This window comes from Bradyrhizobium sp. UFLA05-153, from assembly GCF_054185185.1.
The window spans coordinates 27,912-52,328 of record NZ_JBBIAM010000014.1 but is presented as its reverse complement, the minus strand read 5'-3'; the positions used below and the strand labels follow the sequence as shown (position 1 = coordinate 52,328).

Genomic DNA, 24,417 nt, shown 5'->3' with positions numbered 1-24,417 from the left:
GCTGCTCCGTTTACGTTTCGACGCCAAAACAACGAGGGAGGAGCGAAATGCCTTTCCCGCGCTCGCGGCAGGTGCGCAACCGCGCCTGCGCAGTTGCCACCAGACCGTTGAGCGCTCTGGTCCCCTCGAGGGCAATGAAACGTGGCGCACCGCAACGCATGACGAGCGCGCTTCCTGCCGCCAAGCCTTACGATATGACGCTCAGTGGAGACGTTGAGGCACCGAAAGTCGCTTTTGAACGCAGCGAGGCGGCCAAAGCCTCGAGGTTCTCGCGCTCTCGCCATCATAACGAGACCACTAAATTATCCCCGGTGCGCAGGCATTGACGCGGAGGCGGCGCAAGTTCGTCCGTTAGGCCGCACTCCGTGAACGATGCCGCGTGCGGACTACTTGGCAACGCCTGCGGCTAGCATGGGGCCAGTCTCTAGGCGCTCCTTTAGATCATTCAAATAGTTCTCCGCATAGGATTGCGCCTCCGAAACCGTCAGGTCGACGGCGCCCGTTGCTGTTTCCTCGAGCACCTTCTTGGCTAGCCCGTCGCGCAGCGCGAGTTTGACCTCAGGGCCGGAAATACAGCCCACCGCCTGCGCCGCGAGACTTAGGCCAGCTTCCTCCAGTGCCTTCTTCATATTGCCTCCGCTAATGGCCGTGTGCACTAGATTCGCCGCTTGTGACTCGCACTCGAGCAGCATTGATGCAAGATCGGTCAATTCGCCCAGGCCAGGAATGAAGCCTAGCACGCCGACCGCCGTCGCAGCCCAATCAAGCACCTTCGAGCCCACCTTGAGCACGTCGTCGAGTGCGTGCATGAGGAGCCCGCCATTCTTCTTCGGAGACTTGATATCGGGCTGATCGGCAAGGCCCATCATCATGTCCGCGGCGGCGGACTGCTCGGCTGCGGTTGTGGGAACATGGGTCTTCGTCTGCTGAACGGTGCGGTTCGCAGCCGACATGTTGCTGTAGAAGTGCGTGAAGTCGTTGTTGCTGATGTTGCCTGAATCGACCGTATGCCCGCCACCTAAGTCGAGGAGCCGATGATGGGTCTTGTAACCCGTAATCGAATTGTTCAGCAAACCGAACAATAGGGGATCCGACAGCAGCTGGGAAGCTGCTTGCCGCACCTTTGGGTCGAGGCTCTTGTCGTCGGCCATCTTCGCCAGCTTGTCCCGGGTCAGGTCGCCGTCTCCGAAGAAGGCGCCCTGATTCTTGTTGATTGTGCCGAGCGTATTGAGTTCGGATTTTGTGAGGCTCAGCGACGAGGAAGCGACTTGCAGGAAGTCCTCTTTGTGAACTTTATCTATTGTGCCACCGTACAACTGCTTCCAGCTGTCCGCGTGGTCGAGGAAGTATTGAGCCGCCGCGATGACCTGAGGCGGGCATTTACCGGTTTCGGCATTACCGTCGACAATCTGCCGGAAATCAGCCAGGCTCAGGTCCTTGGGCAGGTTGTCGGAATACCGATAAAGCTCGCGCAATGCATCGTTCAAGGTCATGACAGACACTTGCCCGTTTCCAGTGCCGTCGGATGGAACATAGCTATGCTCGTAGCCTTGCGCTTGCCGCTCTTGGAATGCGGCCACTTGAGAGTGATGGTCAGAGAATTCGGACAGATCCTTCGCCTTGATCTTGCCGCCGCAGCGACCATCGCCCTGCGAACCGATCGCATAGAATAGCTCCGGATCCTGCTGCAATCCTTCGATCGCCGCCTTCAAATCCGGTGGCGTGGAGGGATCGTTGGCCTTGTCCCCCAGCGAGTCCCAGCTCAGCGGGCATTGGTCCTTGTGACGGTTCAACACTGCTACGATCTGTAGTTCGGTATCGGTCAGCGTGCCGCCGTTCCAAGTGATCCTCGAGCTTGCGATGGGTGCCGGCGCGACGACATTAGAGTCGGTCGCACTGGTCGGTTGCGGATCCTGCTCCAATTCTGCGATTGCTGCCTTTAGATCCGCTGGCACCAGATCGAGCGGGTCTTGCGGGTCTTGCGGGTCCTGTGGGTGCTGCGGCAACTCTAGCGCGGACTTCAGATCAGAGGGCAGCAGATCCTGTAGCTTGGAGGGATCAATGGCCTTGTCTTCGAGCGAATAACTGGACAGCGTCGATTCGAAGTTCGAAAATGCGCTTTGCTGGGTCAGACCGTGCGTCTGCGCAGAAGGTCCCAGAGCCAACGTGACCCCGGAAGCAAACGCGGACTGTGGCAGATTCGTGCTGCCGGCTGGCGAAAGATTGCTGAGCGACATAGTGCATCCTCGGGCGTGACAATGAAGGACCGCCACGGGTGCATCTTTGTGGCGCCGCTGTCTTCAAGACGAATGACAAGCAAGACATGATGGAAGTGTTGGCCGAGCTCGTACACTGCATGTCGGCTCACAAAACCACCATGCCCTGCCCGCCGACTTTCATTTCCATTACGGTCAATAGACGACAGCGACGTCTAGAGACCCAGCTTCTCATGTTAGGAGGGTTAGCTTTCGAGAAGCTGACGCGTCTCAGAGCGCCCCACAAATGACAATGGCAAAACCAGATCAATTCTGCCGAAAGTTGCAGCGTACTCTCGACGTGGCTGATTAGCTCAGGCGCGGCCACGATGCTCTGTTGACGCGGTTCATCGTTGTATGGTGTCGCTCTGGCCCCACGGTCGAGAGCGACGAAACACCTTTTCGAGGACGGCCCGCTTACGATTCGCTGAGCGTATGCGAAGTCGTCCCCGATCGTCCGGCGATGGCGTCTACCGACACCAGCTTCTATGTGGACCTGCCCTTAAGGCACCATGTGGAGAAAAGGCCAAGCTGTCATCGGCGATGTTGCGACGGATCAGAAGGGTCCGTATCCATGCTTGGCAGATCGTCGTTAGATTGCTAGCGGGCCGGCACAGACGATTTGATTGTTCACCAGCAGCACGGATGGGCCTTTTCTACGATAGCCTCGCAAGGCGCGAGTTTAGGGTAGGCGGTTCATCTGATGCGGTATCGCAGAAGTGAACCGCGCGGCCCCAGACGATGCTGTCACCGATGTGGGGCCGAGGGCCTTCACAGTTCTTGCCCGAGGTCGATAGCATAACCATCGCAGAAAGCGGCCCCCGTTATCACCGATGGCGGGGATCCAACCTTGCCCAGAGTCAGGAATCCGATCTCGTTGGCCTACAGCAAGGCCTTAGGCGGTCTGCACCCTTTGCGTGGTGATGCTCAACAATTCCAATCCGTTAGGGTTCCTGTAACGATTGGCGAGCTTTCGGAACAATTCAGCGACGTCCTGTGGTTCAACAGCAAATTCTCCATAGTTGGGATCGAACAACGTAACCATTCCGCCCGACGCCGATGTCGCAACCAAATGTCTTTGATGTCTTCCATCCCGTTCGAAACGCAAGCTGAGCGCATACGATCTCCCATCGGTGGTGATTTTGTCCGCCAAATCCGAAAAGCTCGCACTATCACCGAATGTGTATTCGTTTCCTGTTTCGGACGGGTTCAAGCCGGCTTGCCTTAGTACGGTGGCCCTTGCCGTAAAACCTGCGGCAGAACTTTCTGTCTCCTCATCTTGCGCGGATTCCATAAGGCTCTCATAATCTTCCTGGCGCGTAGCCGCTGAGCGGTGCCCGTCAGATCCGGGCCGCAGCGCAGTCATCCGGGATCTCGGGCTGTTCGGGAGATTGCTGAGCCATCCTGCAGTGAGCCCAACGCAGATGTTAATTTTGTTCGCCTCGCGCAATTCGGCTGTCCTGTGTTGGAACACGGAGGTGCTCCCCCTCGGTGAGGAGGACGAGTCATCTGCCTTGCTGGCGCAGCAGCCCATTCTTTCGGGCAGATCGCCAAGTGCTTTATCAAACCTGTCGCTGTTTACAGACTTGCTCAGCTCGTCGGTTTGGCCAGCGAGTGTGGATGAGTGGCTGATTCGATTTAGCATGTCGATTTCGCCCTTGCTAAGGTTGCGTCGCCCCCACATTGCAAACGTTACTCAGTCAAGCTGACGGCGAGCTGACTGGCCGGTGTTGCTCAGCTCATAGAATAGCCTTGGGAGAGCAGATCCTATCAGCGTCAAGTTCATGCTTTGGACGATTTGACCAAAGTTTGGACCCAGCGAGCTTATGGCACGCTCGCCACCGACCGGCGAGACGATGTAATGCCGACGCGGTACACGTCTCGTACGAGACTACGCGCCGGAAATGCTTTGCGATGAAGACGCGGTTCTGGCGATCGACGAGGCCGGCCGTTTGAAGCAGGGTAAGTCGTCATGCGGTGCGGCTCGTCAGTCCACCGGCTCAGAAGTCAAATCACCAATTGCTAGATCGGCGGATTGGCGTGCTATGTGCGCGCGGCGTGGCCATGCCTTGTTCGACTATGCAATCTACCTGCCAAAAGGAATGGATGAACGACCGTGTTCGCTACAGCGCATGCACGGGCGATCTGCGCTTTGCGACAAACCAAAAAATTGCGCGTCGCACGATCGTTGGCGCTATCGTCGCAGAGGTCCCCTTCTCGTTCGTTGCAGCGGACAGCTTGTATGGCAGGGGAGAGATCAAAACTTTGCTGCGCAACGCGCGCAACAGCCGTGTTCTGGGTGTTGCGTCCAAATCACCTCTTCCATTCCTGGGCGGCCGATCGCCAGCACCGCCGCGGCAATCGCGCAAAGCCTTGCCGCGCATGCCCGGCATCGCCTGTCGTCCGGCAGCCGGACCAAAGGTTCGCACTAGCACGACTGGGCATATGTCGAAGAAGCCGATCTCTGTAAATAGGATCGACCTTGCCAGGGAAGGGACGTGAGGATCTTCTGATCCGCCGCAATATTGCCAACGGCAGCTTGGCTTTAATTCCACGTACGGCAAGAGCTCGATGTCGCCAGGCGCTCCTGCGGTCGGCGACATCCCTAAGGTCCACAACGCGGGTAAGCTCCAGTCGCGGGCTAAGTGTGAAACGCCTAGCCGGTGCGCTAACCTGGCTTCCAGTGTCCGGCCCAAACGCGAGTGTCCAGCCCATGCGGTTGGATACGAATGTAACCCTCTTCTCGCCATTCGGCCGTGTGGGGTACGCCTAGGACGGAGAAAGTTGTCGGCGAGCCCGCGCTGGGCAGGACCCCTGCGCTTCTTAGCATATTGATCTGGGCGGGCGAGGCCGTCTGGCCGGCGAAGACCCAGTTGGCGCTCACCCGATGTCCGTTTTCATCGACAAGATTTCCGAGTTCCGGCGGCGCAGCCCCAGCGGGCGACGAGGGCCTGGCTTGCGATGGCCCGGCTTCATTCGTCTGTGCACTTCGATCGTGATGGATGAGATGAACGTCATTGGGCCCCCCTGGCCCCAACTCGGCCGTGTAGCGCTCACCCCGGATCACGTAGCTCATTCTCGGCTGGTCATGGTCCGGCAAGAGGCCCAAGTGACTCAGTTTGTCGACCATCCCCTCCGGGGCAGGCTGGGTGTGGTGAGAAAAGTTGCTGGGAACAGCATGCGAGACATCATACATCTCTGAATCGCCGACCGTGGCAGAGGGCTCCCCAACCCCCGATGATGGTCCGGGGCGATCCGCGGCTGGCGCATGCTGCTCATGCTCCAAGCTCAAGTGTGGCGAATGAGAATGCCCCGTGTCAAGGTAGGGCGAATAGGGATGCCCGACGTCGAAGTATGGTGAATAGGGCTGCCCTTGCCGCACTGGCGGGGTTGCAGCATGTGGCGCAGCACCATGTTCCTGCTCGCTGAGCTGGTGCTCGAAGCCCGTTGGATCCGCGGGCGAGTGCGCGGATGAGCTGCCTTGTGGACTCGCGTTGGGTGTGTTGACTGGGTTAACATCCATCCTGTCGCTCCTTTACTATGAGGTGGCTCGAGCTCATCTTCAAAGAAGACCATTTGCATAATAAAGAGGGCGGTCGCGTTCAGCCGCAGCCCGCAAGCAACCGCCAAAAATTCCATTGCGGTCATTTGGCGGCAGCGCTCGTCTAGATATTCGACTTCTTCAGACCTTAGGAGGAGTTGCTTTCGAGAAGCTGACGAGCCTTAAGGGGGAAATCACAAATCGCCGCTGGCCTTCAGCTTGCTTTATCCTCGATGTCATCGCTGACCCGCCCCTTGTGCGGGCGCGATACCGTCCTGACGCAGCACGTCCGACGAATACGGGCCTTCGGGTCGTCCATCGCGAATGACCATTGTCGAGGAACCACGAAACAACATTAGCACCGAATCCCGCGGCGGCATCTCGGCGGCGCGTGGCCGCGCCTGCGCCTCCGCAACTAGACCCTTAAGCGTCTGGTCGACGAGCGCGATAAAACGTGGAGGACCACCGACCAGGACGAGGCCATTTTCCGGGGCTGGCGTCACGATGTAACGATCGTCGGAAATGTTGAGTGTATCGAGCGTTGCTTTGAACGAATCAAAGCTGATCGGAGTGAGTACAAGCAGACGACTTTGCGCTTCGTTTGCAGCAGACACATAGAGCACGAGTCCATCATAGTACCATTGAAGATTATACAGATTGGTCAAACGGTCGAGGAACTCGCGTGGTGGTAGATCCGGCATGCGCCCGCGAACGCGACCCTTCACCTCGGCGCTAACGTTGACTTTGATATTGAGGTTGTTGCCGAACTCCTGCAGCGCGGCAGAAAGTTCCTGATCGAGAACCGTATAGCTGTAAGGTGTGGATGGCAATGACAGAGATGCGCCGGGCGCCCTGTCCATTCCGGTGCCAACGAATACTCCGACGCACATAGCTCTCTTCAGAATGTCCAGCACGGTGGATCGAATGAGCATTCTCGCCTCTTGCGGCTGAAGACCTAAGGACTGAAATTCGTTCTACGTTGGTGGTTACATGTGATTTTTAGATGACGGCATCTGCGCCGAGTTCGTCAGCTCGTCGTCAGCTTGCCTCTCCAGGATGTTGACCCATTAAGGGTAGCGATCGGCTAGCCTGATCCCATATTGAAGGAGCAACGAGTTCTTGCATGAAGTTGGGTGCTGCGCCGATCCCTCCTGGTTTGACCGACGGACTGTCCAAGGTTTCTTCTCCGACACCGGCGGGCGAGCAGGACGAGTTTCAGCGGGCTCTTCTACAGGCGGCTCCAAATCAAAGTCATGCTGCACCGCCAGTGACAGATAGAACGCTGGCCCTCGGCCCGCCATCGGAGGTCCAGCGCACAACAACGCAGACGGGACCGCTGGGAGAGAGTGTCCTCCAGAAACTTTCTTCGCTATATCGAGGCAACGCGGTTGCGCCCGTCGCGGTCAGTGATGGAGCAACTCTTCCGAAAGTTGTCCATCCTGGACCAGCGGAGCAGCCCCTTTTATTGCAACCGGGTACGACGGGAACGTCTATTCCGGGCGGACCGCAAGGCGTGGATGGTTTCTCGACGATGGTGACCCATCTGAAAGGCATCTACAACAACGCGATTGAGGTTTCTCTTGTCTCCAAGAGTACCAATAGCGCCGGCTCATCTTTGAACAAGCTGCTATCAGCGGGCTGAGTGACGTGAATGATTGGTTCGATCAGCGCGAAAGCGGCCGCGATCGTCGATCCAATCGGCGGTTTCATGCTTTTGTTGTGCTGCCGCTTGTCCTTGCCCTGGTCGGGTGCAAGGCCGATCTCTACACGAAAATACAGGAGCGCGAGGCAAACGAGATGCTCGCGCTCCTCCTAAACAACAGCGTCGATGCCGTCCGTGTTGCCGCCAAAGACGGAACCAATACGATCCAGGTCGAAGAAAAGCAGCTTGCTTTCGCGATCGACGTGCTCAATGCCGCGGGGCTGCCGCACCCGTCCTTCAAGAGCCTCGGTGACGTGTTCAAAGGATCAGGCCTGATTGCCTCGCCGACCGAGGAACGTGCGCGTTACGTTTATGCCATGAGCGAAGAATTGTCGCGCACGCTCAGTGACATCGATGGTGTCCGCTCAGCGCGTGTCCATGTTGTTCTACCGAAGAACGAACTCTTGCGACAGGACGCTACGCCATCTTCGGCGTCGGTTTTCATCCGCCACGACGCCAATGCGGACCTCTCAAATCTACTGCCGCAGATCAAGATGCTCGTCGCCAACAGCATTGAAGGCTTGTCTTACGATAAGGTGGCGGTCGCTTTCGTGCCGGTCGAACGACGTGAGCAACGGCCTGCCCCAGTGACGGATATGGCACGAGCATCGAAATCCATCCCAACGTCGTGGCTTGCGGTCGCGATGGGTCTCTTCGCTGCCCTCTTCGGTGGGCTATGCTACATTTTAGTGCGTGGCCGTAGCCACCAGTTGAAACAGTCCTTGCGCGAACTAATCAAAATCGGAGGTCGCTCTGGTGTTTCCGATATCGACGTCAAAAAGATCCGCGATGCCGCGTAGGACAGCATTCTGATGCCGGTACCGATGCAATCTGTTGAATGTCATCGTTCGTTCAAATCACCTTCCGTGAGCCTGACCGAGCTTGCTGGCTCGGCTCATCCGACCCGCCTTGCCGCACGTCTTGACACGGTCCTGTCTGCGTCGACGCTGGCGCGGTTGCAGAAGAGTTCCAGGCTGCAGCTAAGACTTGTCCGATTGCTGCTGGATAATGAAGTGGACCTGAACGGAAAGAATTGGGAGCCAGACCTTCTGCTCGGACATGATCCGCGTCGGGCTGCTCTGCTCGCTGGCAGCATCTGGCATGCACGTTCGCTGCTGAAGCTCGTATCAAAGCATGAGCTTTCCATTCTGATCGAACGTATCGGCGCTGAAGCCCACGCGTTCGGTATCCGACATATGGCGCATGCGATCGCAACCGAATCGGTTACCGGTCCGGAGCAACTCGCGCACCAGATCGAATACGATGGACATGGCTGTCTTGGTGCCTGGCTCGACGAGCATCCAGCACCGAACCGTGACCGCGTACTTCTACGCTTGCCCGTCGGGACCGCTGCCGAAGGTCCGGCGACTGAACACCGCATTGCCGCAGGCTGTTTGTTTTCCTTGGTGGTGGCTCATTTGGGAACGGAGATCCCAACAGTATGACAGCCGATGACACCGCAGCGCCCGCCGCTCCGCAGATTCGACCGCTCGGGCCATTGATACCGGCAACAGAGCTCGAAATCTGGCACAGTGCCATGGAGACCCGCGCCGCGGCTGAGCGGCATCTGAAGCGGGTGCGCAGCTGGGGGCGCGCAGCATATAAGCGGGAGCGCCAGCGCGGCCATGCGGAGGGCTTGAACGCCGGCGCTGGGGAAATGGCACAGCTGATAGCGCGAGCAGCCGCCGAGGTGGCTCGGCGAAAGGCCGTTCTGGAGCAGGAATTGCCTCAGCTCGTGATGGAGATCGTGAGCGAACTGCTGGGTGCCTTCGATCCGGGCGATATGCTGGTAAGGACCGTGCGTCACGCGATCGGGCGAAAATACGGTAGCGGGCCAGTTTGCCTTCATGTCGCTCCGATGCAAGCCGACGAGATCGCCCGAGAATTCGCTGCATGCGACGGGCGGGAGGGCCGGCCGCAGGTTCGGATCGAAGCGGATCCGGCGCTGTCGCCGCAGGAATGCGTGCTGTTGAGCGAATTTGGAAATGTCGATCTGGGGCTTGCGGCGCAGCTTCGCGCATTGCACCGCGGCTTTGGGGTGAATTCTGAGGAAGGCGAACGATGACAACGGGATTGTCAAAGCATGACGATCCCGCTGCCGATGGGACCGTCGATGTGGCTCTCTCATGTCTGAGATCTACGGCAAAGCACATCGATACGCGTGCCGTACGGGGACGGATCACGCGGGCCATCGGCACACTGCTCCATGCCGTCCTGCCGGACGCTCGTATCGGGGAGCTTTGTCTGTTGCGAGATCCGCGCACGGGATGGTCGCTCGAAACCGAGGTGATCGGTCTGTTGCACGATGGCGTGTTGCTCACGCCCATCGGCGACGTGGCAGGCCTCTCCAGGTGCGCAGAAGTCGTGGCCACAGGACGAATGCATGAAGTGCCGGTCGGTCCGGATTTGCTTGGCCGTGTGATCGACAGCTTCGGCCGTCCAATCGATGGAAAGGGCCCGATTAAAACGACTGAAACTCGTCCGCTGCGTGGAAAAGCCCCCAACCCAATGACAAGGCGCATTATCGAGCGGGCCTTGCCACTCGGCGTCCGTGTCTTGGATGGTCTTCTGACATGTGGCGAGGGCCAGCGGATCGGCATCTATGGAGATCCTGGTTGTGGCAAGTCGACGCTGTTGTCACAGATCGCGAAAGGCGCGTCCGCCGACGTCACTGTAGTCGCTCTGATAGGTGAACGCGGACGTGAAGTGCGTGAGTTCATCGAGCGGCACCTTGGGGAGGAGGCCCTTCGCCGCACTGTCGTCGTTGTTGAGACCTCCGATCGCTCGGCGATGGAACGGGCTCAGTGCGCACATATGGCAACGGCGCTCGCCGAATATTTTCGCGAAAAAGGCCTGCGAGTCGTCCTGATCATGGATTCATTAACGCGCTTTAGCCGCGCAATGCGAGAAATCGGCCTTGCAGCGGGTGAGCCACCAACCCGCCGAGGCTTTCCTCCCTCCGTTTTTGCCATGCTGCCAGGGCTACTGGAACGTGCTGGCATGGCTGAGCGGGGCTCAATCACGGCCTTCTATACCGTCCTTGTTGAAGGTGACGGCGCGGGCGATCCGATTGCCGAGGAATCGCGCGGCATCCTCGATGGTCATGTCGTTCTCTCCCGCTCTATCGCGGCGCGGGCGCATTTCCCCGCCGTTGATGTGCTATCGAGCCGCAGCCGCGTCATGGATGCGGTCGTGTCTGTGGAGCATCGTAAGGCGGCATCCTTGTTCCGTGAACTGCTCTCGCGCCACGCCGAGACCGAGTTCTTGATTAGGATCGGCGAATACAAGCCGGGCAACGATGCGCTGACCGACCGTGCGGTCGCCTCGATCGACCATCTGAGGGATTTTTTGCGCCAGCGCGAAGATGAGAAATCCGATTTCGAGGAGACCGTCGCATGGATGTCGCGTCTGATCGCGTGAATCTTGTTCACGCCGCAAGATTACTGATTGTAAAGGATATGCGGGAGCGCGCCGCGCGTAGTGACTTGTCCAACGCGCAAGCCAAGTGCCGCATCGCTGCCTTGGCCGCGGAGCAAGCTCTCAGCGATCTTGCAATTGCAGAGGAACACCGGGCAAGGATCGAAGCGGAGCTTTACCAACTTGTGCTATCGCCCGATAGCTTGTCAGTTGCGGCATTCGATCGTCTCCACATCGCCCTTGAGCCGCTCGCAGCGGAGATCGCGTTGAGACGTGGGAAAGTCTCTGACGCTCGCACAGCTCAACAGCAGACCGAAGCAGCTCTATCCGAAATGCGGGCGCGCTGGGCCAAATGCTCGGCGGCGACGAGCAAATGGCAACAAATCGAGGACGACGTCCGAAGCGCGCTGGATGCTCATTCGGAACTTGCAGTAGAGATAGATTCCGATGATGAGCTCTTGCTTCGGTATGCGAGGGGGGCGCAACCCCATGTCGCTGCCGAGCCGAGCTAATGGTCGCGAGCCGTCTTATGGTTGCACCAACGTGCCAGCTTGCGGAACCGCCGCAAAATACTGTCGGCAGAAACGCAACATTCAAACCGCCGCTCACTCTTTCGCGCGTTGTCGTCTCATTGCTCAACGAGATCGCGGCCCCCCGCGTGCTCTTGCACGTCCGTCTTGGCAATGACCAGCTATCGGTACAGATGGACCGGCTTGTCTGGCAGCAGGAGCCTTCGCGCATTTCGATGCTCGACTGCATTTGGGGCGTCGGAGACGAAACGGTGGTCCTGTCGTTACCCCGTCCGCTTGTGGAGGCGCTGATCTCGACAGTGCAGAGCGGCCTTGGGTTGCCCTCGGAGCCGAGTCGTTCGCTTGTTCTCGAACTAGGACTCGAACCGCTGCTTGCTCGACTGGAGATGGAGACCCAAAAGAGCGTGCAGCTTCTCCGTGTCGACAGGGCCAAGACGCCAGGTCCCTATTTCGAATTCAGCATTACTTACGGTCCCTTGAGGGACAAAGGTCGCCTGTTCCTGTTCTCGCCTCTTGATGGTCCGATACCGTCCGCCTTCCTCGCGCTAGGCGAGCTGCTCGGCCAATTGCCGCGACAGCCGCGTAAGCTTCCTGCAGAGCTGCCTGTCATAGCTGCGGGAGAGATCGGCTCGCTCCGCATTTCCGCCGCGCTTCTTCGTAAAGCCCGTGCCGGCGATGCCCTGTTGCCGGATGTAATACCCTTTGCCCGCGGCCAGATTATCCTCACTGCAGGCAGCTTATGGGCTGCCGCAGATCTTGCCGGCGAGCGTCTGATCTTGCGGGGGCCATTCCGGCCCCGGCGAAGCCTGGAGTATGCGCAAATGACGGCGCGGCACGAATCGCAGCAACTGCGATCAGAAACCGATCTGGACGATATCGAGGTCACGCTTGTCTTCGAATGCGGCCGCTGGCCGATCCCGCTGGGAGCATTGAGGAGTATCGGCGAGGGCCATGTGTTCGAACTTGGCCGGCCGATCGACGGTCCGGTCGATATCGTTGCCAACGGCCAGTGCATAGGACGTGGCGACATTGTACGTATCGGCGACGAGCTCGGCGTCAGACTCCGCGGAAGGTTGGCGCGCGATGACTGACCTTCAGCCAGGAATCCTGGCGCTTCTTGCAGTCACAGCCGGGCTTGGCCTGCTGGCGTTTGCAGCCGTTACCACCACTGCGTTTGTAAAGATATCGGTCGTTCTCTTCCTGGTCCGCAGCGCGCTCGGGACGCAGCCGGTACCACCGAACATCGTTCTCTATGGCGCGGCGTTGATTCTCACTGCCTTCGTTAGCGCGCCCGTTCTTGAGCAGACCTATAATCGCATCACCGATCCGCAGCTCCGCTACCAAACGTTCGATGATTGGGTGACCGCCGCTAAAGAGGGGAGGGAGCCGTTGAGGGACTATCTCAAGAAGTTCACCAACGAGGAGCAGCGCAAGTTCTTCCTCACCTCGACCGAACACGTCTGGCCGGAAGAGATGCGCGGCAGCGCCGCAGCTGATGATTTCGTCATTCTTGTGCCATCGTTTTTAATCTCGGAACTCAAGCGTGCCTTCGAAATTGGCTTTCTTCTCTATCTTCCGTTTATCACCATCGATCTTATCGTAACGACGATTCTGATGGCGATGGGAATGTCAATGGTATCACCAACAGTGATATCGGTCCCCTTCAAGCTCTTTCTATTCATCACGATCGATGGCTGGTCCAAACTCATGCACGGGCTGGTGCTGAGTTACGCAACACCGGGAGGTTGACCATGAGTGATGCCAGCATTCTAACTCATATGAGCCGATCGCTCGTTATCTTCATGATCTGGGTTCTGCCACCACTCATCGCAGCGGTGGTTTTCGGCCTGAGCGTCGACTTCATCCAGGCGGCAACTCAGCTCCAGGATCAAACCCTGCCGCTCACCGTGAAGCTCCTGGTGGTTGTCGCGGTGATTGCTCTATTTTCTCCTGTGCTGAGCGCCCCGCTCATCGAACAAGCCAAGCAGATCTTCACCGAGTTTCCCGCCCTCACGGCGAGCTACTAGCGGTCCCCATCATGCATGGCATGGCGCTCGCCGAGATTCAAAGTCTAATCCTGGCGGTCAGTGAGCTCGTCGCAGCAGCCGGTCTTGGTGCGGCCCGCGCCCTGGGCATTATGCTGGTCCTTCCTGTGTTTACGCGCCCGCAGATCAACGGCCTGATCCGCGGCTGCCTGGCGGTTGCGATTGGACTACCGGGCCTGATGCAAATCAAGGACGGCCTACAGGCGCTGGATCCGGACACTCGCTTGATAAGGGTGACGCTGCTCGGTTTGAAGGAATTGTTCGTCGGCCTGCTACTCGGCATTCTGCTCGGTATCCCACTATGGAGCATCCAGGCGGTCGGTGAAATCATCGACACTCAACGCGGCATCACCAGCGCGGTCGCTTCGGCCGATCCCGCGACGCACAGCCAGTCTTCGGCGACAGGACTGTTTCTTGGGATCACTGCGATCACGATCTTCGTCGTATCAGGAGGCCTGCAGGCTATGATCAGCTGCCTTTATGGCAGCTATCTGATCTGGCCGGTGTATCGGACTCTGCCCACCCTGACCGTCCAAGGGGCATTGGAATTGCTAGGGCTGCTCGACCACATCATGCGAACAAGTTTGCTGGTCGCGGGGCCCGTAGTGGCCTTCCTGCTCGTGGTTGACGTATCAGTCATGATGCTCGGGCGTTTGGTGCCACAATTCAAGCTCAACGATCTCTCCCCGACGATTAAGAATGTCGGTTTTGCGATCGTTATGGTCACCTACACCGTTTATCTCATCGAATACATGGAATCGGAGATCACACAGTCGAGGCCCAACACCGTCCTTGAATGGTTCGAGAGGCTGCTGAAGTGAGCGAAACGAGTGAAGAGAAGAAGCTTCCTCATACTGCCAAGAAGCTAAACGACGCCCGCAAGAAAGGGCAGATTCCGCGCAGCTCAGGTTTCGTGAGCGCGGTCGGTGCTTGCGCCGGTCTCGGCTATCTCTGGTTAAAAGCAGGCCACATAGAGGAAGAGTTGCACGCAGCACTGCGACTGGTCGACAGCTTGCTGGGTCTGCCTTTCAACATCGCGGTCCAGCAGGCGCTTGGCGCATTGTCCGAACTGGCTATGGCGATCGTCGGCCCGCTCCTTGGAACTGTCGTCGTCGCGGCCACTCTAGCTGGGCTCCTGGCCAATCATGGACTAGTCTTCTCTTTGGAACCGATGAAGCCGAAATTGGAGAACATGGATCCCATCAAAGGCTTAAAGCGCATCGCTTCTGTGCGTTCGTTAATAGAGCTTGGGGAGGGGCTGTTTAAAGTGCTCCTCCTCGGCGCCAGCCTTCTGCCGGTCGTGATTGGCACCTGGAAGCCACTGGTGAATCTCCCGGCCTGCGGCATGGGCTGTGTCGGCCTCGTCTTCACTGAGTTGAAACTGCTCATGGGGATTGGTGCCGGTGCCTTGCTGATCGGCGGGTTGGTCGATCTCCTGATCAAGCGCTGGTTGTTTTTTCGCGACATGCGCATGACTGAGACCGAGGCAAAGCAACAGTCCAAAGAGCAGCAGGGTAATCCGGAGTTGAAACGTGAACACCGTCGCCTCCGACAGGAAGCGGCGAATGAACGGCCGCTCGGTCTGCATCGCGCCACGTTGATTTTTAGAGGGCAGGAGATGCTGGCCGGGCTGCGCTATGTTCGCGGCGAGACCGGCGTGCCGATCTTGGTTTGCGGCGGCGAGGGCGAAGCCGCTTCGCGGCTGCTTGCTGAGGCCCGGGCGCTTCGTCTCAGCATTGTCGATGACTATGCCCTGACACGTCAGCTCATCCGCAATACCAAGCTGGGTAAGGCCGTTCCCGTCCAGTATTTCCCGGCTGTCGCGAAAGCACTCTATGCCGCCGGAAAGGTCTAGGTCACAGTTCAAGAACGCCTATACGGTTGACGCCCACGCTAATGTCAAGCCGATGGAGATCGCTCGAAGTTCGGTAAAATGCTTCGGCTTGCGGCCAAGCACGTCATACGCCGCCGGATGCCTTTGTGTCCGATAGGAAATATTCAGGCTCGTTGCTAACGTGATGGAGATCGGCATCAAACAAGACGCCCGTCGCGCTCATCGAATGCGTCGGAACGGATTTTCAGGAAGTAGTGAGCGGGAGTATCTTCGGTCGATCGCCCGCGTTTTTTTGACACGATCGATTGGGGACACAGAGTACAATCCAAGGATTGCATCGCTATCCTGCTTGCAAGCGGACAAAGTTCATCGCGCGCACCGGCCACACTCGAGCGCTCGCATGCCTCGATCAGTGTTTGGTTCTGGGCGGCGTATCTCGTCTCCAGCCAAACACCTGGCGTCTCGGCCGTGCAGTTCCAGCGCCGCCCAAGCGCTACGAAATGGCATTTCAGATTCCGCACAAGCTGCGCGACGGCGCGATGTGACCGGCCCAGGATCGTATGGGGCGCTGTCGCGCCGCCCGGGACGAAAATAGTAACAACCGATCCGGGCAGGTCAATATCACCAGGACCAAACCAAAACGCGGTCGCGGAACGGGGCGGCGCCGCGCACTTCAGCAGGCGCCATCCACGAACCCAGGATTGGTCGACTTCGGCATGCTGGGTGAAAACCGATCAGGCGAGCGGTGAAAGTTACCTTCACCTCATTGAACGATATTTCGCTATTGGGAAGGATGTACATCCGTGGTGCCCGTTGACGGGGCTTGTGAAGATACTCTGCTGTCGGCCCCACGTTCCCGACTGCTGTTATCACCTGTCGTGAAGGTCCTGTAGCTGGCAACGGGTAGCGCCGCGCGATCGCCGTTGCTCGCCGCGACAGCCTCATTGTCGAGCAAGTCGTGCGGATCGTTGACCGTCACCGCCAGATTGTTGCGGATCGAGCAGCCAAGCGTCTCATCGAAAGAATTGTCATTTACCGATGGACCGGCGATTGTAACAGGTGGACAGTCGGGAGGGCGCGCTTCATAAACAATCGCCTCGACTTGCACGGCGAAGCCCTCGTGCTTGACGATGCGCGGGCCATTCAGACGGATATTGTAGGCGTCGACGCCCATTGCGCGGGCCTGACTGGCGACCTGCGCGATGAGCCGGGGCGAGCCGATGATATTGAGGCGGACCGCATCAAGCCGGCCGCGGCTGGCACGCGCAATGAAATCACGAAGATGCTGCCGTTCGATACCTCGAAAGCTCTTTAACAATAAGACGCTGGTCTGCGGGCGGACCAGGATCGCTTGCGCAGTCGGCTCGACATAAGTCGGGGCACTGCTTGTGCAGCCGCCGACATTTGCCGTCATAGAGATCAGAAGGCACACAGTTCGCAAGGTCATTCAGCCATCCTCATTTGATGATAAAGCCGGCACCGATTGGTGCGTCTGGTGCGCTGCTGTGGGGAGCGCCGCGCCTTTTTGGCTGACTTGCCAACGTGTTCGTAAGAGTGCGTCCCAGATCTGATGGCGGTCCGATGCGATCGGTAGGTACGCTCATCTTGCTCCGGCTCGATGCTGGCCGCACGACGTAAGGCGTGACGATAATAATCAGTTCCGTCTCCTCCTTTTGAAATGAGGACGAGCGAAACAACGCGCCGAGGATCGGCACATCGCCCAGCCAAGGAAAAGTATGAATATCAGTGTTGAAGTTGCGTCTGATTAGCCCACCGATTGCAAAGCTTTGACCGCTGGCGAGCTCGACAACGGTGCTGGCACGCCGCGTGGAGAGGGCAGGCACCGAAATGCCGTTGATGCTGACGGAACCTTGTGTTGATAGTTCGCTGACTTCGGGCTTTACGCGGATATTGATCTGATTGTTGCTGAGAACGGTCGGCACGAAATCCAGGCTGATGCCGAAGTGGCGGAATTCGACGGAGACTTGACGATTGTCCTGCAAGACCGGAATAGGAAATTCGCCACCGGCCAGGAAGCTCGCTGATTCGCCGGACATCGCGGTGAGATTCGGTTCAGCCAGCACGGAAGCAAGGTGCTCCTTGGCGAGCGCATCAAGTACTGCCCCGACGCTCATGCTACCAGTGCCGAATCCGATTCTTGCCGTACCGCCGCCCTTAGCCGCGCCGAAACTACAACCACTGCCGCTGATCAAGCCGACGCTGAAAGTGCCGTTTTGACCGAACGTGCACAGGTTGATGTCGAGCTCCTTCATTGCGCTGCGCGAGAGCTCCGCCACGCGCACGCTCAGATTGACCTGCAGCGACCCGACCGCGCGGATCTTATTAACTATCACCGCGCCGGAACCAAGGAATTGCTCCGTAACCTTCATCGCAGTGTCGACGATCTCGGCATTGGGCGCGGTTCCGCTAAGGATCGCACCGCGCGGCGTATAGCTGACTTGGATCGGATAGTCACCGACTTGGGCCTCCAGCATGGCACGCAGATCCTCGATCGGTTGCGTGACGACAACACGTAACTCGGCGAGGGTCTCGCCGTTGTCGTTCAAGGCGAACAAGCTGGTCCGCCCGGATTTCTTGCCAAAGACGAAGATGGTCTTGTTCGAAGGCGCCTGAAAATCTGCGATCGTCGGGTCGGCTACAAAGATGCTCGCGGCCGGCGCGGATAGACGAATTGTCTTCCCGAGTGAGGGGGAGAGGTTCAGCGTGCCCGTGGTTTTGTCGGGAGTGGTACGCGACGGGTCCCCTCTAACATCCTGCTGTATCTGGGCTGCAGCGGTGCGTGGAGATAGCAGGATGTCTGCGCATAGGAGATAGGAAAGACAGGGAAAGACAGTAAACCATAACGGGCTCATGACGATCGATTGTCGAACGCCACCAGAATCATTATTACGAACGACCATCAAGGCAGCCCTTGCTTTCAATCGACGAGCTGCGCTGCCGATGTGACGCCATCCAATTCAAGGATGTAGCCGATGCCCCGAGCAGTCTTGATCCGTAGAGTTGCACCCGACTCACTTAAATGCCCGCGCAGGCGATAGATGCTGACTTCAAGTGCATTGGTCGAGACCTCATTGTCGAACGCATAGAGCCTATCTTCCAGTGACGCGCGCGGCACGGTGCGGCCCGCACGACTGAGCAGATGCTCGAGCATGCACACTTCGCGGCGCGCGATTTTTAATGGCCGACCACCAACGGAAACTTGGCGACCGATCGGATCGAAGTTGAGATTGCCAAATGTAACGACGGGGGCAGTCATTTGCGTTGATCGCCGCAAAATGGCCCGCATCCGCGCGATGAGTTCATCGGTAGACACGGGCTTGGGCAGGAAATCGTCCGCACCGCCGTTGAAAATCGCGATCCGCCGACCAAGCTCGTTGAGCCTGCTCATCATGATTGCAGGCATCGAATGCCCGTCTCGCCTCAATTGCTTCAACCAGTCCAGGCCGCTTCCATCCGGCAGAACCAACTCGAGAAGGAGAATATCATAGTGCGCACAACCAAGGGCGGCCGTCGCCTCATCCAAAGTGCGTGTGACATCAACGGCGAAACCGCAATCCAGGAGCGCTTCTTGCACGGTCTGCGTAAGATCTGCATGATGATCAACCAGTAGGGTCCGCATTTTCATCGCCTCTTCAAGTTACGCCGGCAACAAGCACATCCCCCGACCCTGAGGTCGGCCCAAATTGAATAACCGCGCTTCAGCGTAAACGTTGGAAGTCGGGAATCAGCGAAGGAAGAGTGGCTGCCGACGACCTTGATCAAATCGGCTGTCAGCCCATTGGCGATTTCAACCGCTTGCAGCGGATCGCGTCCGTCATTGGCGGCGAGCAATGTGGTCTTTGTCCTGCGCAGATGATTCAAGACACCGCGGCGCATTGCAGCGCTCTTGCGTCTCTGGGCTCTAATCGAGGCGCTGCTTTTTGTCATCGGCCCTGCCAAGGCAATATCAACGTCGGCTACAGGCGCAGACATAAGCAAGCAAGAGAGAATAGCTGCCACTTGCAGCTGAATTGACGCGAGAAACCGACATTTGGGGCTTCCGATGTTGCCCTTAGCCCGCGGCCCGTCTCACTATGCATCGATCGCCTGCAGCATCGTTCAGTCATAGCAACTGCAAGCGTTGACACATGGGGCAGATCATACCTTGCGGCTGGCCGACGATCCGAAACTAGCTAACTCAGGACGAAATAGTCGGTGCGGCGCAGCCGGACAAAAGGCGTCTGGATGGGCGATGAGACACCTGCCGAAGCCGGTCATCCCGGCATTGAGTCATATACAGCCGGCGAGGCTGCAATCCCCTGGCGAACACAGAACCGTTTGCGGTTCTGTCCCGCACCCATGTCATTGCGCTTCGCGCAAGGGCCGGTTCGCTGCCTGCATCCCACTCCTTGTGACGAAGCGCAGCGGGGCGATCGGCTGTCGAATTTTGACTGACCTGCAGTTCCTGTCGCACAATGGCGACGCGAAGACAGTGAGCCACGACCTTGAATCAGTCTTCTTGTGCCGACTGAAAGGAGCGGTGGGGGAGCCCACTTATGCGGATGGACCAGATCGGAACTTCGAGGGAAGAACTTGAGGGTCGTGACGCATACGGTAGTTGCGAGGTTTAGAGCTTGAGACATTCGCAATTCTTGTTCCATGTCAGGAAGTGTTGGCTCGACTACATGCCGCCGACACCTCGTCTGAAATCATACAATCTGACGTTACGTACGATTCAAGCCCCTCAGTGAATATGTGTCTGTAGTCGTCCAAAATCCCGTAGCTCGGCCGCGTCACCGGGGATACCGGGATTCATCTAACCCCAGCTCGCAACCCCGCGGACCAGGGTGCCGAAAGGCGGCTATTTCCACGAGATCAAGTTCGACGGCTACCGTATTGCGCTTCCCTGGATCAAGGTAAGCGAAGGCTTTCACTCGCACCGGGTTGAACTTCATCAAGCGGCTTTTTCGGCAGCCGGCGGCTCTCTCGCGGGGTGGTCATTAGAGCGAGGCTACTGATCACGGGTGCGCCTTCTGAATTTGATGGTCAAATCGATCGCGCGCGGGACAAGGGAGCTGTCGGGTAGCCGCATCTTCCACCAAGGGAGCAGGGCTTATCCAATTCTCATGGTTCCACACATTGTACAGCGAGATCAGCGGCCGGATCCCCGATGCAGGCCTTGTAACGTTTTCTGAAGCTGCCGCCGCCTCGCGGATGTGATGCGTTTACAGATCATTCTAGAGATCATTTCCTAGCCCCGAGGACAAATTGATCTGCATACGTATCCTGACGGCCCACAACGATCCAAGAGCGTATCATGGTCTCTACTTCACACCCTCTACTTCACATCCTCTACTCAAGGAGCTCGGTCAGCGCTTTCGGGAAGCGCGCAAGGCCGCTGCGCTGGCGTTCTTTGCCCATAGATTCCGGGTTGTTGAGTCGGATGTAGTTGCCTGATTGGACGCGAGTGCCGCCTCTCTCGCACCGTCAATAGGTTTCATCGGTACATCTTGGGTCGAGGGTTCCTATCAAGCTTTGGATTTCAGCTGGCACTTGCGTGCCTATCGTTCGGTTCAGCCCTGAATGATGCCGGTGCAACGTTAGGAGCGCCAACGCGTCAAATGAGCTTGAATCGGTCGTAGCGTCAAGTTGTACACCATTCCGGAGTCATATCCGCGAAGTGCGCGCAATGAAAAAGCCCTTTCTCCATGTTGTACTAGGTTCCGTTTTCGGTTTTCTGGGGCTGAATACGGTTGCGATTGCGGATTCCATCCGACGCTATGATTGCACTATAGACGGGACTGATCGAGAGCCGGTAGGCGATCGGAATGGGCACATCATTGTCAGCCTTCAATACACCTGTCGGGTCGCGGATGGGCTGTTAAAGGACGCGGGAATTACGGCGATATCGGTTAGCGAGTGGGACGGTGAGAAAGGGACGTACCTGACTTCTCTCGATGTTCACCGCGCGCTCGAAGGATTTGCTGTTGGCCAGCTCCTGGAGGGGATAGGCTCCTCGGTCATGGAGGACAACAGAGCTGCCGGCATCGCAGGTTCGGGTAAGACGGTATTTAAGTTCGCATCCGGCTCGTTGGCGGCTCTTTTAGGAAAGACCGTCAAATTCACGACCAAACCTTTCGGTTCCCGTCGATTCGAGTTGGAGTTCACTGATTGGCCTGACGCTGCTCCACCGAAGTGACGCCGCGCCGGGGGCGGCTCCCATCACGCCATTTCCGAAGAACCCGCTGCGACGTGAATGGGCATTACGCCTTGCTCGACGATGATAGCGAATCGCGAGCAGGTGTTTGATGTTCCGTCAATCCAAAGCGACTTGTTGGTGAAGGCCAAAGGGATGAACAGATAGTTTGTCACAACAAATCCGCTCCCTGAAGCACTTGAGAGCAACTCATACGATAGGTCGATGATCGAGGTGCAACAGCACTTTCCATAACGCCGGGCTCTGAAGCCACTCCCGCGAGCTTCTCGTCCCTGTCGCGGAGCGCGATCCGGTCAATTGGACTGACGATGCAAGTACGATTTATTCTTACCCTGCGCGAATTCGCGTTAGCGCCTTGCGATCGATGCGCATTTGCCAGCGCTCACCTGCAGAGGCCTCGAGGAATGCTCCCCGGTTCTTGTTCACACTTAAGAGAGCTCGTGAGATCCGAGTGTGCGCCTGAACGACGCTCTCATCGCTTCAGCGGGAGCAAATCCGCCACGCCGGGATCATACGCAGCGACATAGGACTTCCGTTACTTTCAGCCAGGAATCATGGTGAGCAGGCGCTTCCCTAGCAGCGTATGGGGACACGTCCAACAGTCATTTCGAACTAACACTCCCAGAGAGAAGCGATTCGGTGTTGGAGAGCGGCAAGAACGAATAGGACTATTGGAGGATAGAAGTATCTCGCGCCGAACAGGAATTGATTGGCGGGACGCGGCCCACATAGCCGAGCCGTCCCAGTCCATGGCAATCCCGCTAAGGTCGACAATTACTGTGCTGGGTGTTGAGTGGTCACCTCCCTCGTATTCCTTCTAGTGAACCGTGGCGGCCCCCGCGAAATTAGGCGTTGGCGCGTCGATTGGCGGGCAGACTGTTTCTTGTCTGCGCGACAAGAACGGCAATTTCCTACGCTTCGCGGTGACCGACGAAGAAATCGAAGCCGCACGCGCAGATCCCGATCAGGTTGTCTTCGGTCCTATGGCAGCGAACTGGCGCGCCGTGAAGCCACACGGCTGACGCGCAGTAAGAGCCGATTTGGCCGCCCAGATCGGGAACGGCTCCTTGCCGATCGTCGTCGTTCCGAGCGATTCACCTGCGGCAGGAATTCGCAATCGCGGAGGCCGATCGAGATCAAGTTGTCAAGGCCGTGAAATACGTCTACGGGTGGACGAGGCGGCGCTGTAGCCCAATAGACCTTCGACTCATGTCGGCGATTCCGGCTTGACCTATTGTTCCATTTTTGTTCCATTTCAGCTAGAGCGTGCAGCCTTTCTATGGTTCTCCCGGCAGCCCTGATGGTTGCCCGATAAGCCGAACGAGACTTTTGTAGCGCACTGGCGACGCCATGTCTCACTCGGTTCGGTCTAGTCTCGACCGAGACGGGCGCATAGGGTTGCTCGTTCGTGTTGTGCATTCTTGTGTTGGTAATAGCATTTTATGCAGGAACATTTTCTCTCCAAGGCACGGGTAGACATATTCCGGCCGTTCACCGGCAGACATCGCGCCGTATTCTTCGAAGTGGTGACGGAAATCTACGAACGCACGCTCGGCGTGAACGCCGATTACGACATTATGCTCGATCGCCCCACTCTGACGGAAATCATCGTCGGCTCTCTGGACAAGAACCGATCTCTAATCTTCTCTGGCGAAGAAGGCGACGAGGAGTTGGACGGCGCGGGCGACGACCGCGAGTATGCCGACAAGGTGCGCAGACGCCTGAAGCGCTTCGGGATGCTCGAGGAGTACAACGACTCTTCATTCCTGAAGGTGTTGTGGCGCTTCACGCCGGAAGGCAAACGGATCGCAAAGATGTTCGCCGACACCCGGCGCAAGACATCCGTAGCGCGCCAACGCAGCGTGCGCGCTTGCAAGGGAGCATTGAAGGCCTTCCTCGAGGAAGGCAATCACGAATATCTGGTCGACGCATATGAGTACGCGTCGACCATATTCGACGACGTTTGTCAGGTTTCAGACCTCTTCACCGAGCACCAGCGGCGCATTATGGGCCACTCCTTTTCCACCTCGAAGGAAGCGCTCGCGGGATACATGCTGGGCGTGAACGACTTCGACAAGCGAGCCTCGCGCTACTTCGACAGCGACAACATCTACAATCACGCCTCCGATATCGTGGATCTGACCGAAAACATCGCGGGGATGAATCCCACGACGCTGGAAGCTGCGGATCGGAAGATCGTCGACGAGCATCCGGCACTAGAAGAAGAGGCCAATGGCGAGCGCCTGCATACGTGGATGCTGGCGCGGATCCGTAGAGTCGTGGAATCAACTCGCGACATCAAACATGAAGAGCTGCACCGGGTCGTCGGAGAGTTCTCGACCAACTACGCGATCCTCATCGGCAGACTGATCAAGTTAAGCGCCGCCGGCAACGACGATCCGCTGATCAGGTTCGCCGGCATGTTCGCCGCAGCAAGCAACGAGGAACGCGACGACCTCTGTCGGGAGATGCTCGTCCATCTCCTCCCGCTCCGTGCGGATCTGATCGACCCCGCAGACCTCAAGATCGCAGAACGCGCCGATCGCGTCCGGACCCCGACCAAGATCGTCCGCAAGAAGCCGTCGCGAGAGGAAATGCTGGCGGCGGACATCCGCAACGCCATGACCGCGGCCTTCGCAATACCGGCCAAGGAAGTCGTTAGCCGCGTCAACGCCGCGGTGCTGTCCGGCGGTGGATCGACCTCCGTGACCCAAATGCCTGTCGGGGATGCCCGCCAGCTGCTCGCGGCGATGTCGGCCGTCGAGGTCGTCCGAAGCCTCGGCGTCGAAACCGGCCTGACCGTCTCACCTGGAGATGAGCGCCGTTCGAACGGGGTATTTCTCGCGGTCGACCACAAGATCTCGCAAAGGGCCTGA

At 58.0% G+C, this 24,417-nt stretch carries 20 protein-coding genes and 1 pseudogene; 15 read left to right on the top strand and 6 right to left on the bottom strand.

What is annotated here, in order from left to right; all coding sequences use genetic code 11:
• Positions 1-386 precede the first annotated feature (386 nt).
• On the bottom strand, positions 387-2,237 hold the full coding sequence (locus Q2941_RS11025) for an HrpF/NolX family T3SS translocon protein (protein ID WP_458192478.1): 1,851 nt from the start codon (positions 2,235-2,237) through the stop codon (positions 387-389).
• Positions 2,238-3,150: 913 nt separating this feature from the next.
• Complete coding sequence (locus Q2941_RS11020; RefSeq protein ID WP_458192539.1) at positions 3,151-3,789, bottom strand: YopT-type cysteine protease domain-containing protein; 639 nt, start codon at positions 3,787-3,789, stop codon at positions 3,151-3,153.
• Between the two features lie 572 nt (positions 3,790-4,361).
• On the opposite strand from Q2941_RS11020, the gene Q2941_RS11015 reads away from it, so the two are divergent.
• Entirely contained in the window at positions 4,362-4,757 is a 396-nt protein-coding gene (locus Q2941_RS11015; RefSeq protein WP_458192477.1) for a hypothetical protein, read from the top strand.
• 1,275 nt (positions 4,758-6,032) lie between these two features.
• Here the strand turns inward: Q2941_RS11015 and Q2941_RS11010 are convergent.
• The gene (locus Q2941_RS11010; protein ID WP_458192476.1) at positions 6,033-6,728 is read right to left on the bottom strand and encodes a secretin N-terminal domain-containing protein; all 696 of its coding nucleotides are present in this window, start codon (positions 6,726-6,728) and stop codon (positions 6,033-6,035) included.
• 191 nt (positions 6,729-6,919) lie between these two features.
• Here Q2941_RS11010 and Q2941_RS11005 point away from each other — a divergent pair, with 191 nt between their 5' ends.
• From Q2941_RS11005 to Q2941_RS10950, 12 genes and pseudogenes are all read left to right on the top strand, one after another.
• On the top strand, positions 6,920-7,438 hold the full coding sequence (locus tag Q2941_RS11005; RefSeq protein WP_458192475.1) for a nodulation protein NolB: 519 nt from the start codon (positions 6,920-6,922) through the stop codon (positions 7,436-7,438).
• Between the two features lie 5 nt (positions 7,439-7,443).
• Positions 7,444-8,298 (top strand): type III secretion system inner membrane ring lipoprotein SctJ, encoded by an 855-nt coding sequence (gene sctJ, locus Q2941_RS11000; RefSeq protein ID WP_458192474.1) that lies wholly within the window; start codon positions 7,444-7,446, stop codon positions 8,296-8,298.
• Positions 8,299-8,310: 12 nt separating this feature from the next.
• Positions 8,311-8,943, top strand: coding sequence for a nodulation protein NolU (locus tag Q2941_RS10995; protein ID WP_458192473.1), 633 nt, complete (start codon positions 8,311-8,313; stop codon positions 8,941-8,943).
• Entirely contained in the window at positions 8,940-9,563 is a 624-nt protein-coding gene (gene sctL, locus Q2941_RS10990) for a type III secretion system stator protein SctL (RefSeq protein ID WP_458192472.1), read from the top strand. Before Q2941_RS10995 ends, sctL begins: the two co-directional genes overlap by 4 nt.
• Positions 9,560-10,918 carry a type III secretion system ATPase SctN gene (gene sctN, locus Q2941_RS10985; RefSeq protein ID WP_458192471.1) on the top strand — a complete coding sequence of 453 codons (1,359 nt, stop codon included), beginning with the start codon at positions 9,560-9,562 and terminating at the stop codon, positions 10,916-10,918. Before sctL ends, sctN begins: the two co-directional genes overlap by 4 nt.
• Entirely contained in the window at positions 10,894-11,427 is a 534-nt protein-coding gene (locus Q2941_RS10980; protein ID WP_458192470.1) for a hypothetical protein, read from the top strand. The genes sctN and Q2941_RS10980 overlap by 25 nt, the downstream gene beginning before the upstream one ends.
• Positions 11,427-12,536 carry a type III secretion system cytoplasmic ring protein SctQ gene (sctQ, locus tag Q2941_RS10975; RefSeq protein ID WP_458192469.1) on the top strand — a complete coding sequence of 370 codons (1,110 nt, stop codon included), beginning with the start codon at positions 11,427-11,429 and terminating at the stop codon, positions 12,534-12,536. The genes Q2941_RS10980 and sctQ overlap by 1 nt, the downstream gene beginning before the upstream one ends.
• Positions 12,529-13,194: a type III secretion system export apparatus subunit SctR gene (gene sctR / locus Q2941_RS10970; protein ID WP_458192468.1), complete on the top strand. Its 666-nt coding sequence runs from the start codon at positions 12,529-12,531 to the stop codon at positions 13,192-13,194. The genes sctQ and sctR overlap by 8 nt, the downstream gene beginning before the upstream one ends.
• Positions 13,195-13,196: 2 nt before the next feature.
• Positions 13,197-13,472, top strand: coding sequence for an EscS/YscS/HrcS family type III secretion system export apparatus protein (locus Q2941_RS10965; protein WP_458192467.1), 276 nt, complete (start codon positions 13,197-13,199; stop codon positions 13,470-13,472).
• Positions 13,473-13,483: 11 nt separating this feature from the next.
• Positions 13,484-14,311, top strand: a complete 828-nt coding sequence (sctT, locus tag Q2941_RS10960; RefSeq protein WP_458192466.1) for a type III secretion system export apparatus subunit SctT — start codon at positions 13,484-13,486, stop codon at positions 14,309-14,311.
• Positions 14,308-15,345 carry an EscU/YscU/HrcU family type III secretion system export apparatus switch protein gene (locus tag Q2941_RS10955; protein ID WP_458192465.1) on the top strand — a complete coding sequence of 346 codons (1,038 nt, stop codon included), beginning with the start codon at positions 14,308-14,310 and terminating at the stop codon, positions 15,343-15,345. Before sctT ends, Q2941_RS10955 begins: the two co-directional genes overlap by 4 nt.
• A gap of 366 nt (positions 15,346-15,711) precedes the next feature.
• Positions 15,712-15,866, top strand: a pseudogene (locus Q2941_RS10950) (IS1595 family transposase); the annotation flags it as partial.
• 239 nt (positions 15,867-16,105) lie between these two features.
• Here the strand turns inward: Q2941_RS10950 and Q2941_RS10945 are convergent.
• The 3 genes from Q2941_RS10945 to Q2941_RS10935 are packed head-to-tail and all read right to left on the bottom strand — an operon-like array spanning position 16,106 to position 18,964.
• Positions 16,106-16,771: a CpaD family pilus assembly lipoprotein gene (locus Q2941_RS10945; protein ID WP_458192464.1), complete on the bottom strand. Its 666-nt coding sequence runs from the start codon at positions 16,769-16,771 to the stop codon at positions 16,106-16,108.
• A 10-nt stretch (positions 16,772-16,781) separates the two neighbouring features.
• Positions 16,782-18,245: a type II and III secretion system protein family protein gene (locus tag Q2941_RS10940; protein ID WP_458192463.1), complete on the bottom strand. Its 1,464-nt coding sequence runs from the start codon at positions 18,243-18,245 to the stop codon at positions 16,782-16,784.
• Between the two features lie 17 nt (positions 18,246-18,262).
• Positions 18,263-18,964, bottom strand: coding sequence for a response regulator (locus Q2941_RS10935; RefSeq protein ID WP_458192538.1), 702 nt, complete (start codon positions 18,962-18,964; stop codon positions 18,263-18,265).
• A gap of 2,049 nt (positions 18,965-21,013) precedes the next feature.
• Here Q2941_RS10935 and Q2941_RS10930 point away from each other — a divergent pair.
• A complete protein-coding gene (locus tag Q2941_RS10930; protein ID WP_458192462.1) occupies positions 21,014-21,523 on the top strand; it encodes a hypothetical protein in 510 nt (169 codons plus the stop codon).
• 1,460 nt (positions 21,524-22,983) lie between these two features.
• On the top strand, positions 22,984-24,417 hold the full coding sequence (locus Q2941_RS10925; RefSeq protein ID WP_458192461.1) for a Wadjet anti-phage system protein JetA family protein: 1,434 nt from the start codon (positions 22,984-22,986) through the stop codon (positions 24,415-24,417).